Origin of the sequence: Bacillus cereus group sp. MYBK30-2, assembly GCF_051915945.1 — a bacterium.
Lineage (GTDB): Bacteria > Bacillota > Bacilli > Bacillales > Bacillaceae_G > Bacillus_A > Bacillus_A paramycoides.
Map to the genome: position 1 here is coordinate 2,109,750 of NZ_JBQAFR010000001.1, position 13,669 is coordinate 2,123,418.

A 13,669-nucleotide genomic window follows, 5' to 3' on the forward strand; every position below is an offset into this window, starting at 1 on the left:
ATTCCTCCATACGTTATCGTTTAAAAACCTGTAAAAAGCCTCTTTTTTTAGATTGAAGAGAGCATCTAGCCATGCATAGGATCGGTCAGTTCCTTTTTCTGCCCCCTCCTGGGTTAAAACAGAAATACGAAGTTGATACCTTTTTAGTTTTTATATTACTAAGCTGTAATTTATCTCACTTTAACAAATCATAAGTTAAGTAAGCCAAGCTGGTTATACAAAGAAAAAACACTCATATGATATTGCTCTTAGTTTAGCCTTCTTTCTTAAAAATACAACGATTACTCTTATTTCATAATTTACAAAATAGCGAAGATTTTTTACAAAATTTACAAATTATTATTTTGTATATCTTTCTAGGTAACATCCATACTATGAGTACAAACTTAATTACCGATGGATTAGCGCCAAACGGGGCGGCAATCTGGTTCAACTCCAGCTAGTCCAACCAAAAAAACTTTTACACTCTAAGGAGGATATATTCCTATGGCAAACCAAAGTTCTTACAATCAATTAGTAGTACCAGGAGCAACAGCTGCAATCGATCAAATGAAGTACGAAATCGCTCAAGAATTTGGTGTACAATTAGGAGCAGATTCTACGGCTCGCGCTAACGGTTCTGTTGGTGGAGAAATTACAAAACGTTTAGTTGCAATGGCTGAACAAAGCCTTGGCGGATTCCAAAAATAAATATATATGGCAAAAAGGTCTCAGGGCATATGCCCTGAGACCTTTCTTATTTACTGCAACATTTGTAAAAACTTCTTCGTTCGTTCTTCTTTTGGATTTGTAAATACATCTTCTGGTGTACCTTGTTCGACAACGACACCGCCATCCATGAAAATAACACGGTTCGCAATTTGATGAGCAAAGCGCATTTCATGCGTTACAATGACCATCGTCATTCCTTCTTTAGCAAGTTCTTTCATTACCTTTAAAACTTCTTGAACTAGTTCCGGATCAAGCGCTGACGTTGGCTCATCAAATAGTAAAACTTCCGGCTCCATCGCAAGTGCACGAGCGATTCCGACGCGCTGTTGTTGTCCGCCTGATAATTGGAACGGATATAAATCTACTTTATCCGCAAGACCAACTTTTTCGAGGAAGTAGTTTGCTTTTTTCTTCGCTTCTTCTTTCCCCATCTTTTTCACTGTAACGAGCCCTTCCATTACATTTTGAAGTGCTGTTAAATGCGGGAATAGATTATGGTGCTGGAATACCATACCTGTTTGCGTACGAAGATTTACAATATCTTTCTTCGATACTTTTTTAGAGAAATCGAGCTCTTTATTACCGATGCGAATGCTACCAGCGTTCGGTGTTTCTAACACATTGAGGCAACGTAGAAATGTCGTTTTACCAGATCCAGATGGCCCGATAATAACAACAACTTCGCCCTTCTCAACTGATAAATCTATATGTTTTAGTACGGTATTATCTCCGAAACTTTTTTGTAAACGTTGAATTGAAATCATAAAAACAAAAACTCCTTTTATGAAAGGATTATTTTAGAGTGTAACGTTCAGAACGTTTTTCTAATATTTGTTGCACAATAGATAATAGGAAGCAAATTACCCAATAAATAAGACCTGCTTCGAAATAAACGATTAAAAACTCATAGTTCATTGCCGCAATTTCCTGCGCTTTTCGGAACATTTCTGTTACTAAAATTAACGATGCTAATGAAGTATCCTTCACTAAACTAATAAATGTATTCGAAAGCGGCGGAATGGATACACGCGTTGCTTGTGGTAAAATAACACGTTTTAATGCTTGCGGGTATGTCATCCCAATTGTGTAAGCTGCTTCCCACTGCCCTTTCGGGATTGAAAGGATAGAAGCACGAATAATTTCAGATGCATATGCACCGACATTTAATGAAAATCCAACAACTGCTGCTGTATATGGCTCAACCTCAATATTAAGAGTTGGAAGACCATAGAAAATAATAAATAACTGTACAAGAAGTGGCGTTCCGCGAATGATAGATACATAGATACGAGCAATCCATTGTAAAATACGACTACCTGAAATACGCGCGAGCGCTGTTAACGTCGCAAGTATAATACCGATAATAAACGTAACAAGCGTTAATGGAATTGTCGTAAACACAGCTTCCTTCAGCATAGGCATGAAGGAAGACTGCATAATATCTACCCATGTAGACAATCGATCTGAGACCAATGCACTACTTAGATACATTTTCACCGAACCATTTTTTCGCTATTTTGTCGTACGTACCATCTTTTTTCATATCTTCTAACGCTTTATTTACTTCTTGTACAAGCTTGTCGCTACCTTTGCGGAATAGGAAACCACTTTGTGATGCTTCTTTTTCTGTATCTACAATTTTAATTTTTGCATCTTTCTTCGTTTCTAAGTAGTTTAATACTGATAACTTATCATTAATTGTGAAATCAACACGGCCAGTGTTTAATAATTCTGCCGCTTGGCTAAAGCCTTCTACATTAGTGATTTCCGCACCATTTTTCTTAGCAATATCTGCATAGTTACTTGTTAAAGATTGTGCTGCTTTTAATCCTTTTACATCAGTAAATGTAGCAGGTTTATCTTTATCCTTCGCAATAACTAATACCGCTGAAGATGAAACGTATGGTTCAGAGAAGTCATATTTCTTTTGACGATCTTCACGAATACCAACTTCGTTAGCAACCATGTCGAAACGTTTTGCGTCTAAACCAGCAAGTAAGCTATCCCATTGTGTTTCTTTAAATACAGGCTTTACACCTAAACGTTTTGCAACTTCTTCTGATAGCTCAACGTCAAATCCAGTTAATTTATTGCTTGAATCGTGGAATGTGAACGGTGGGTATGTACCTTCTGTTCCAATTACAAGTTCACCGCTTTGTTTTATCCTTTGTAACGCATCTTGACTAGCTGTATCTTTTTTCTCTTCTTTGCCGCAGCCCGCTACAATCCCAATTGCTAATGTAGTTACTGCAAGCACTGAAAATAATTTTTTCATAACCGTGATCCTCCAAGTATTCTGATAGGAATTTAAAAACTATATTGATTGTATGCAATCTTGAACAATTTTTCAATGAAAATGTTCTTATTTAGTTTAACCTTTTTCTTCATAATCAAACAAAATGGAAAAATAACGCTACATACAAAAAATAAGTAACATTTTTTAATATAGCATTTATTATAGGAAAGGTAAAATAATATCGCGCCCGTCATGATTTGTCGAAGAGTCGATATATTTTAAAAATCGCCGATATATTTTGAGTTGCGGTCGATATATTCGAAAAATCGCTGATATATTTTGAGTTGCGGTCGATATATTCGAAAAATCACCGATATAATTTCATTCACCTTGCCAATCAAAAAAGAACTTGCGAAAATCGCAAGTTCTTCTAAATATTAAGCGCTCTGGTTTCCTTCCATTTGCGTTTTATACATATCGTAATAACGCCCGCGTTTTTTCATTAATTCATCATGAGATCCTTTTTCTAAAATCGTTCCTCTATCAAGCACAATAATTTGATCTGCACTTTTAATTGTTGAAAGGCGATGAGCGATAATAAACGTCGTTCTTCCTTTTTTCACAACTTCTAACGCTTGTTGAATCATCGCTTCTGTCTCTGTATCAATACTAGAAGTCGCTTCATCTAAAATTAAAATAGCTGGATCAAAAGCAAGCGCCCTAGCAAACGATATAAGCTGACGTTCTCCGGTTGAAAGTGTACTTCCCTTCTCCGTAATTTCTTCATCTAAATTGTTCGCAAATCTTTCGGCACCAACATCACGTAACGCCTTTACGATACGCTCTTTTGAAATTTTTTCATTTTCTAAGCTTACATTTGATGCGACTGTTCCGCTAAATAAAAACGGATCTTGCAATACAATTCCCATATGTTCACGAGTTGCCTGTTTCGGCATTTCTGTTACATCGTGACCATCAATCGTAAGCTTTCCTTTTTGAAATTCATAAAATTGGAAGAGTACATTCATAATGGAACTTTTTCCTGATCCAGTATGACCAACAAGTGCCACTGTCTCCCCTTGTTTCGCTTCAAAAGAAATATTTTTCAATACTTCATCTTTCCCATTATAAGAAAATGACACATTATCGAATTTCACATTTCCGTTTAAACGAGGCATACGTTCTTCTTCTACTGCCTCTCCTTTTTCCTCTAACAATTCAAAAACACGCTCTGATGCAACACGTGATTGCTCTAAGTTAGCAAGCTGATTCACCATATTTGTAATCGGCGAGAATAATCTCGTTAAGTAATCAACGAAAGCATACAGTACCCCGAGTGAAACAATACCCGTAGCACTTAATGAAGCACCACCAAAATACCAAATCACTCCTGTAAAAGCGATGTTTCTTAATACAGACACTAAGTTATGCGATGTTGCTGCATTTAAATTTAAAATTTTATTTTGATATTTAAAATAATCGCCATTTAACTCTTCAAATTCCTTCTTCGTTTCACGCTCTTGACGGAATGCTTGAATGATCGGCATCCCTTGAATCGATTCATTCACTGTTCCGTTAATATCCGATAAACGCGAACGCATTTTATGATTGTATACAGACGCATACTTTCTATACAGTATCGCCCAAACAATTAAAATCGGGATAATTAATAAACAGAACATCGCAAGTTTTACATCGAGTAAAAATAGCGCGGCAAAAATCCCGATAATATAAATGATACTAGAGACGAATGTCGCAAGTACCGTTACATATAAATCACGAATTGCCTCTGTATCATTCGTTACACGCGAAACAATTTTCCCTGCCGGTAAATGGTCAAAATACCGAATTGGCAACGTTTGAATATGAGAAAAAACGTCTTCTCTCATAATTTGAATAATTTTGTTTGCTGCTTTCTGTAAGAAGAACTGCTTTCCGTACGCAAATAATGATACGACTACTAATAAAGCGAAATATCCACCGCCAAGTAGTAATAGTCGGTTTATTTCTGGTTTATAAAACGCAAATACTTCTTCTTTCGTTAATGCTTTCGCTTTATACACCTGCACGGCCTTACCACTCTGAACGGTAATCACATCACCCTTAACGGACCGAGAACCTTCAAGCGTTATTTTATTCGGCACAAAATAGTACTGAAAACCAACTTGAATAACTCGAACTTCCTTCCCTTTTTTCTCGCCTTCCTCAAAGCGATCGCCTCGCTTATAAAAGGCGCCATTATACGAAACAGCATCCTCACTTTTTTCTGTTTCATACCAAGGCCTCTCTATTCCAACAATATGCTCATCAATCATCGTTTTTGCGACGAACGGACCTGCAAGCTCTGCAATGACGAAAACAAATAGCATCGCCATAGCTGCAAAAATTGGCCCTTTCACTTTCATCGCATATTGAAACAATCGTTTTGAAACGCTCATATTTTCACCCCACTATCCGCACCTTCACCTTGCTGCCGTTCGAACTGCTCAGCATACCAGCCCCCATTTCGAACGAGCGCCTCGTGCGAACCTTCTTCAATAACTTCACCATTATCCATAACGAGAATCCAATCTGCGTGCTGTACCGCTGATAAACGATGCGTCGTGATAATCGTCGTCTTCCCGCTTCTTTCTGTTCGTATATTTTCAATAATTGCCGCTTCAGTACGAGCATCAACAGCTGATAAAGAATCATCTAAAATTAAGATTTCCGGATTTTGAATAACAGCTCTCGCAATCGAAATCCTTTGCTTTTGCCCACCTGATAAAGAAACACCTTTCTCTCCAACAAGCGTTTCTAAACCTTCCGGTAAAAACTCTAAATCCTTTTTAAACGCAGCTATTTCAATCGCTTTTTCAAGTTCTTCTTCAGTCGCTTCTCTGTTTCCGAATAAAATATTTTCCTTCGCTGTTTTTGAGAATAAAATGTGTTCCTGAGGTACATATCCAATCCAGCCAAGTACGTTATCATTCGTAATTTTATCTAGCGTCACATCAGAAACTGCAATATCTCCTTCTCCAAGTGGATATTGACGAAGAAGCTGACGAACGAGCGTCGTTTTCCCGCTTCCTGTTTTCCCAACAACTCCAAGTGTCTCTCCTTGTTTTAATGAGAACGAAACATTTTTTAAATTTGTTTCATTTGATGAAGGATATGAAAAAGAAACATTATCAAACTGAATGTAATCCGGCTCTTGTACAACCTTTGGATTTTTTGGATTCTTTACATCCGGTTCATAAGCTAACGTTTCATTCACACGATCTAACGAAGCATTTCCTCTTTGCATAACATTAATCAATTCACCAATTGCAAACATCGGCCAAATCATCATACCTAAATAGACGTTAAAAGAAACGAGTTCCCCAAGTGTTACTTTTGATTGGAACACGAGATATGCACCGTACACTAGACCAATTAAATAACTAAGACCAACGAGCATTTTCACAGTTGGCTGGAATAGCGCATCGATTCTTGCTACTTTCATATTTTTCTCGTATACGTCATCTCCTAAATGATGAAACCTTTCTTGATCAGCATTTTCTTGTACGTACGCACGAATAACGCGTACACCAGCAATAGATTCAAGCACTTTATCATTCATATCTCCGAACGCATCTTGTGCAACTGTAAATCGTTCATGCAATTTCTTTCCGTATATATTCATCGCATACGCCATAATCGGAAGCGGTATAAGCGCAGCAAATGTTAGCTGCCAACTAATTGAAAAGCCCATCATACAAACGATTGTAAGCATATATAGACTAGAATCAACGAGCGTTAATATACCAAAACCTGCTGTCATCGCAATTGCTTTTAAATCATTCGTCGCTCTCGCCATTAAATCGCCAGTACGATTTTTTTGATAAAACGTCGGCGTCATCTTGAGTAAATGCCCCATAAATTTTGAACGCATCGTTTTCTCAAGTACGAACGCCCCACCAAATAGTTGATGCTGCCAAATAAAAGTGAGCACATACCCGCCTATCGTTACCCCAAGTAAAATAAAAATATATTGCATAATCGCCTCGTTCGTTAAGGCTCCTGTTTTAATATTATCAATTGTAATTCCTAACACCTTCGGAGGAATTACCTCTATTACGTTTACAATTAAAAGTACCCCAATTGCGATACTATACCTTTTCCAATGCTCTTTAAAAAACCATCCTAATTTTTGCAGTACTGAAAACAATATAACCTCTCCCTTCTCGTTCTCGTTTGACTCACATTTCTTTATCCGCTATCCAAACCCATCACATTTACATTTCGTTTGCCATACAATTTCATCACATTTTTCCACCTTCCAAACGTTTATTTTATCCCGAATTAACGGGCGGTGAAGACTAATCATCAACAAGGAATACAATCTCCCCACCGATGGAAGTTTCACTTTATCGTAACCATACAAAGCATGGGTACAAGGAAAATAAACAAAAAAAAGCATACCGCCGCTTGACGATATGCAAAGGAATGCATAAAAGCGTACGTTACGATATACGCAACGTACGCTTCTCATAAGACAAAAATGTCCTATATATCCGCACGGGTTGCGTAATGATATGAATGTTTTCCGCCATTTAACAGAGCTAAGCCCATTACATTTACGATTACAATCATTACGCACACCCCTTTCATTTATTTTCCATTTATAATCTTACAACTTTATTGAGTATTCTGTCAATTGTTTTTTTTAGCTATAGAATAAAATAATCTTTTATCACAAAAATGAAAGTGATGCATTCTACTTATAATCCAGTTTGAAATAAGAGAATCTTCTGTAAGAAAGGGCATACAAAATAAAAAAAGAATAAGAAATCGTTTTCACAAACATTTCATTTGAAAAATATTATCAAACCCCCTACAATCACCTTATACTCACTCTTACAAGTTGCTATTTTAGGAGGACTAATCATGACAACTAGCAATACGTACAAATTTTATTTAAACGGAGAATGGAGAGAAAGCTCTTCAGGAGAAACAATCGACATTCCATCTCCATACTTACACGAAGTAATTGGTCAAGTACAAGCAATTACTCGCGGAGAAGTAGACGAAGCAATTGCATCTGCAAAAGAAGCTCAAAAATCATGGGCAGAAGCTTCTCTACAAGATCGCGCAAAATATTTATATAAATGGGCTGATGAGCTCGTAAATATGCAAGATGAAATTGCCGATATTATTATGAAAGAAGTCGGTAAAGGATATAAAGATGCGAAAAAAGAAGTTGTTCGTACAGCTGACTTCATTCGTTACACTATTGAAGAAGCTCTTCATATGCACGGAGAAAGCATGATGGGCGATAGCTTCCCTGGCGGAACAAAATCTAAACTTGCGATTATCCAACGCGCACCACTTGGTGTTGTATTAGCAATCGCACCATTTAACTACCCAGTAAACTTATCTGCTGCAAAACTTGCACCAGCATTAATTATGGGTAATGCTGTTATTTTCAAACCAGCAACTCAAGGTGCAATTAGTGGTATTAAAATGGTTGAAGCACTTCATAAAGCTGGCCTTCCAAAAGGTCTTGTAAACGTAGCTACAGGACGCGGTTCTGTAATTGGCGACTACTTAGTAGAGCACGAAGGCATCAATATGGTATCGTTCACAGGTGGTACAAACACAGGTAAACATTTAGCGAAAAAAGCTGCAATGATTCCACTTGTATTAGAACTTGGTGGTAAAGACCCTGGTATCGTTCGTGAAGATGCTGACTTACAAGATGCTGCAAATCATATCGTAAGCGGTGCATTCTCTTACTCTGGTCAACGTTGCACAGCTATTAAACGTGTACTTGTACACGAAAACGTAGCGGACGAGCTTGTTGGCTTATTAAAAGAGCAAGTAGCTAAATTATCAGTTGGATCTCCAGAACAAGACAGCACAATCGTTCCATTAATCGACGATAAATCTGCTGACTTCGTTCAAGGTTTAGTTGACGATGCTGCTGAAAAAGGTGCAACAATCGTTATCGGTAACAAACGTGAGCGTAACTTAATTTACCCAACATTAATCGACCACGTAACAGAAGAAATGAAAGTTGCTTGGGAAGAGCCATTCGGCCCAATCCTTCCAATCATCCGTGTTTCTTCAGATGAACAAGCAATTGAAATTGCTAACAAATCAGAGTTCGGTCTGCAAGCAAGTGTCTTCACAAAAGACATTAACAAAGCATTTGCAATTGCTAACAAAATCGAAACTGGTTCTGTTCAAATTAACGGACGCACAGAGCGCGGCCCTGACCACTTCCCATTCATCGGTGTAAAAGGTTCAGGTATGGGCGCACAAGGTATTCGTAAGAGCCTTGAGTCTATGACACGTGAAAAAGTAACTGTATTAAACTTAGTTTAATCTTATATGTAGAAGCTGATCTAATTTTAGATCAGCTTCTTTTTATATAATTTAGTTCACGGTTTGATTTTGCATAGGCAAATTTACACATTCTACAGAAATTTGATACCCTAGCCAGCGCTCAGCAATATGTTCAAATGATGAAACAGAGCCTGTTGTAAAAAATCGATGCTTCGGATTCAGATTCTCAGACAAAATCCCTTGGTGTTGTAAAATCGTGCTTAACTCTATCGCTGTTTCTTCTGCAGAACTAATAATCGTCACATCTTCTCCTAATTCTTTTTCTATATATGATTCTAAAAGTGGATAATGCGTACAACCAAGAATTAACGTATCTATATCTTCTTTCGTTAATGGCAATAAAGCTTGTTTTACTTGTTTCGTTACATACGCTGTATCTTCTAATTGATTTTCTACAACTGTAGCTAAAGCTGGGCAACCATAGCTATGCACTTCTACATATGTATGTAGCTCGTGTAACGCTTTTTCATACATATTGGACTTTATCGTACCTACTGTTCCAATTACTCCAATCTTCCCATTCTTCGTCACTTTAATGGCCGCTCTTGCTCCTGGATGTATAACACCAATAACTGGAATAGCTAGTGCTTCTTGCAGTGCAGTCAATGCAGCAGCTGCACCCGTATTACAAGCTACTACTAGCGCTTTTAATGGAAATTGTTTGAGGAACTCAACCATTTCAAATATAAAAGATTCCACTTCTGCTACATCTCTTGGGCCGTACGGACAACGCTTATTATCACCAATATAGTAAATGCTTTCTTTAGGCAATTGACGCATAATCTCACTCGCAACTGTTAATCCCCCAACCCCTGAATCTAGTACACCTATTACAGAATTCTTATTAGATGCATACATACACTTCATCCCCTTCTCTATCTTCTAGCATCAATAACATTTATCCCGCTATTTATGGGCAGCAAGACTCACGTCTCGAAATTCGGCGAGTGCGAGGAAGTTAGGTGGGAGATCAGCTGCCCGTAAAAGCCCGATTGGTTCAACTAATAATCAGTGGGGGATGGACAAAACCCCCACTGATTAAAGTTTCATTTTATTATATTATGAAAATTCAAAGATTGTATATTATTGCCCTCACCTTTAATAACAAACTCTTCTCTATAATCTGATTATTACTATATCCATTGACGTATAAAAATTCATTTGTTACTCTTAAATACGTTAATTTAATATTTAAATCCTCATTCGTATCTCGGTGAGGTAGAGGTTGCAATCATTAAGAGTATCATTTCAGGAGATGTAGTGGCATTGATGAATGAATGAGAAAGGAATGGTTGCCGAAGTAAGCCGTTGTCCACCATGCACGCTTGCTGGGTCTGCATTTAATAAGTGCAGAACTGTCACAAACGTTTCGTTTGTGGAGAGCTATCGAGAGGTATGTCGTGGGTTTCTTATAAGATAGAAAGCATGTAGCGGCAAATTTACGTGCTTTTTTTGTTTTGTTTGGAACTTCTCTTCCTTACCAGGAAGACATACATATCTCCTCGCTTGACTTGGTTATACTAACTTTGGAGGTATTTTCTATGCAACAAAAAAAATGGGGCTTTTGGGTACTAACAGCTTTCGTTGTCGGTAACATGGTTGGCGCTGGTATTTTCATGGTGCCAAGTACGTTAGCACAAACAGCAAGCCCTCTCGGTGTCACTTTAGCTTGGTTAACAACAGGGTTTGGTGTTTTAATGCTAGCTCTTGTTTTCGGTAATTTAGCAATTCGTCGTCCTGATTTAACAACAGGACCACAAAGTCATGCATATGCTTTATTCTCATCACCAAAAAAGAAAAAAATGGCTGGTTTCAGCATGGTGTGGGGATATTGGGTTGCAAACTGGGCAAGTAACGTTGCCATCATTACGTCTTTTGCGGGATATTTATCACTCTTCTTCCCGATTATGAAAGATACACGACTATTGTTTTCAATTGGCTCTTTCAATATAGAAGTTGGAAAACTAATTACATTTACTATTTGTTCCGTCTTACTTTGGGGAACTCATTTAATTTTAACAAACGGTGTAAGCGGAGCTGGGAAACTAAACTTCTTAGCAACAACAACGAAAGTAACTGGATTCCTTCTATTCATCGTCGTTACTTTATTTGCATTCGAAGCTTCAAAGTTTGGACAATGGTATACACCGATGATCGATAAAGAAGGCGTATCACACGGCCTTCTATCGCAAGTGAATTTAGCGGCTCTTACAACGCTTTGGGCATTTATTGGGATTGAATCAGCAGTTCTTTTATCAAACCGAGCTACCTCTCCCAAAACAGTAAAACGTGCAACAGTTGCTGGTTTACTAATAACAGTTGGAATTTATTTAGGAATTACAATTTTAACAATGGGTGTACTTCACGTTGATAAATTACAAGCTTCTGAACGTCCATTAGCAGATGCATTAAACGCTGCAATGGGTCATGGCGGCGGGAAACTGATGGCATTACTTGCTCTTACTTCCCTATTCGGTTCAATATTAGGCTGGATTTTATTAAGCTCAGAAGTACCTTATCAAGCAGCAAAAGAAGGTTTCTTCCCTTCCTTCTTTACAAAAACAAATAAAAAAGGAAGCCCGATCTATTCACTACGATTAACAAACATTATGTCGCAGGTGTTCTTATTCTCAACATTATCAGGAACAATCGCGGAAGCTTATACATTCGTTATTACAGTATCAACTTTAGCCTATCTCATTCCATATCTCGTTTCACCAATCTTCCAGTTAAAACTAGTCGCAACTGGTGAAACATATAAAAATGAAATGCGGGCAAGAATTATGGATGGCATAGTCGCAGTTATCGCACTTTGCTATGCACTATGGGTTATTAAAACCGGCGCATCCGATATAAAAACATTCCTTCTCGGAATTGGTTTATTCGTAATCGGCTTTGCCTTCTATCCATTAATGAATCGTGATCAGAAAAAAAATAACGAAAAGAAAAACGAGCAAGTTGCGTAACGCAATTTGCTCGTTTTTTCTTTTGTAAAACATATATAATAGAACAAAGAGGTGAAAAACATGTCAATCGAATCGCTATGGAGCAGTCGCTTCCAACAACATACTCAAAATATCATCACATACTTTGCACGTATGATTAACGGTTTACTATATAGCTTTATCTTTATTACATGCGTTGGTGCATATTATTACGCTCAGTTTCTGAAAGCATCTCCGTCTAAAGGAATATCTTTATTACTCATCACAGCCGTACTTACACTCATTATAACAAGATGCCCAATTCGCACCTTTATGCAAAAACCTGACGCTGTCTATTTGCTAGCACTAGAAGAGAAATTAACATCTTATTTTAAAAAATCTCTTCTATATAATTACATCATTCAGCTTTTCCCACTCGTATTTACGTTCCTTATCATGGTACCGCTTGCCATGCAATCATTACAATTAACCGTACCTTTTTTATGTACAATCTTTATCGTTTTGATGATTTTAAAAGGCTGGAACATATACATACATTGGATATGGCGTGATAGTCATGAAAAAAATATATGGCTTATCATTCGTATTGCTTGTAACACACTTATCATTTACACGCTGTTTTATATTGCAAATATCATTGTGCTAGGTGGCTTACTATTACTTCTTGCTTTCCTACTTCTTTATACGAAAAAACAGCCCACAAAACGAATACCGTGGGAATACATAATCGAGCAAGAAGAAAAAATGAACATACGCTTTTATCAATTCGCTAGCATCTTCACTGATGTTCCGCAAATGAATAAACAAGTAAACAAAAGAAAATGGCTTACAAATTGGATTGAACCTATATTACATAAAAAACAAGCAACATTCTTCTATTTACATACACTAGCGTTTTTACGTGGTAATGATTATTTCGGTATATATATTCGCTTAAGTATTCTCGGTGCCTTCACCCTATATTTTGTACCGAATATTTACGTGAAAGGCGCTATCGCTTACGGCGTCCTATATATGATCTCTATGCAGCTTCGTTCCCTGTGGAAGTATTTTTCGGGAAATATTATCGTAGCATTATATCCAATTAGCACCGATGAAAGAATGAATCAATTTCTCAGCTTAATTTTTATGTTAATAAGCATTCAATTAGTTGTATTTTCAGGCGTTGTACTTATTGCTACAAGACAATTATTAATTGGCTTTATCATTGTAGTAATAGGAATGCTATGGATCAAATTTATTATCATACCGAAAACAAAGAAGAGGATTTCTTCGTTTTAGTTCAAAAAGAGGCTGCACATAGCAGCCTCTTTTCTCGTCCCAAAATTTCTAATCACTTTTTGTAGGCATTTCTCATATAGTGAAAATGACTATACAATTTCTATCCACAAGTTACATAATGATTTCG

At 37.2% G+C, this 13,669-nt stretch carries 10 protein-coding genes and 1 riboswitch; of the genes, 4 read left to right on the top strand and 6 right to left on the bottom strand.

Features of this window, described 5'->3' with window-relative positions; translation table 11 throughout:
• The first annotated feature begins 486 nt into the window (after positions 1–486).
• Positions 487–690: a small acid-soluble spore protein, SasP family gene (gene sasP / locus ACTFQM_RS10865; protein ID WP_000013349.1), complete on the top strand. Its 204-nt coding sequence runs from the start codon at positions 487–489 to the stop codon at positions 688–690.
• Positions 691–740: 50 nt separating this feature from the next.
• Here the strand turns inward: sasP and ACTFQM_RS10870 are convergent, their stop codons facing one another.
• From ACTFQM_RS10870 to ACTFQM_RS10890, 5 genes are all read right to left on the bottom strand, one after another.
• Complete coding sequence (locus ACTFQM_RS10870) at positions 741–1,475, bottom strand: amino acid ABC transporter ATP-binding protein (RefSeq protein ID WP_002170550.1); 735 nt, start codon at positions 1,473–1,475, stop codon at positions 741–743.
• Between the two features lie 28 nt (positions 1,476–1,503).
• Positions 1,504–2,202 (bottom strand): amino acid ABC transporter permease, encoded by a 699-nt coding sequence (locus tag ACTFQM_RS10875; RefSeq protein ID WP_025150287.1) that lies wholly within the window; start codon positions 2,200–2,202, stop codon positions 1,504–1,506.
• Entirely contained in the window at positions 2,189–2,986 is a 798-nt protein-coding gene (locus ACTFQM_RS10880; RefSeq protein WP_440034302.1) for an amino acid ABC transporter substrate-binding protein, read from the bottom strand. The genes ACTFQM_RS10875 and ACTFQM_RS10880 overlap by 14 nt, the downstream gene beginning before the upstream one ends.
• Before the next feature lie 398 nt (positions 2,987–3,384).
• Positions 3,385–5,385 carry an ABC transporter ATP-binding protein gene (locus ACTFQM_RS10885; protein WP_098475416.1) on the bottom strand — a complete coding sequence of 667 codons (2,001 nt, stop codon included), beginning with the start codon at positions 5,383–5,385 and terminating at the stop codon, positions 3,385–3,387.
• Positions 5,382–7,136, bottom strand: coding sequence for an ABC transporter ATP-binding protein (locus ACTFQM_RS10890; RefSeq protein ID WP_178940770.1), 1,755 nt, complete (start codon positions 7,134–7,136; stop codon positions 5,382–5,384). Before ACTFQM_RS10890 ends, ACTFQM_RS10885 begins: the two co-directional genes overlap by 4 nt.
• A gap of 719 nt (positions 7,137–7,855) precedes the next feature.
• On the opposite strand from ACTFQM_RS10890, the gene gapN reads away from it, so the two are divergent.
• Positions 7,856–9,295, top strand: coding sequence for an NADP-dependent glyceraldehyde-3-phosphate dehydrogenase (gene gapN, locus ACTFQM_RS10895; protein ID WP_002170545.1), 1,440 nt, complete (start codon positions 7,856–7,858; stop codon positions 9,293–9,295).
• 51 nt (positions 9,296–9,346) lie between these two features.
• Here gapN and racE read toward each other — a convergent pair whose 3' ends face one another.
• Complete coding sequence (racE, locus tag ACTFQM_RS10900; RefSeq protein ID WP_440034303.1) at positions 9,347–10,174, bottom strand: glutamate racemase; 828 nt, start codon at positions 10,172–10,174, stop codon at positions 9,347–9,349.
• A gap of 353 nt (positions 10,175–10,527) precedes the next feature.
• Positions 10,528–10,710, top strand: a riboswitch (Lysine riboswitch).
• A gap of 147 nt (positions 10,711–10,857) precedes the next feature.
• Here racE and ACTFQM_RS10905 point away from each other — a divergent pair.
• Both ACTFQM_RS10905 and ACTFQM_RS10910 read left to right on the top strand, forming a co-directional pair.
• Positions 10,858–12,282, top strand: coding sequence for an amino acid permease (locus ACTFQM_RS10905; RefSeq protein ID WP_440034304.1), 1,425 nt, complete (start codon positions 10,858–10,860; stop codon positions 12,280–12,282).
• Between the two features lie 60 nt (positions 12,283–12,342).
• A complete protein-coding gene (locus ACTFQM_RS10910) occupies positions 12,343–13,542 on the top strand; it encodes an ABC transporter permease (RefSeq protein WP_440034305.1) in 1,200 nt (399 codons plus the stop codon).
• Positions 13,543–13,669: the final 127 nt, after the last annotated feature.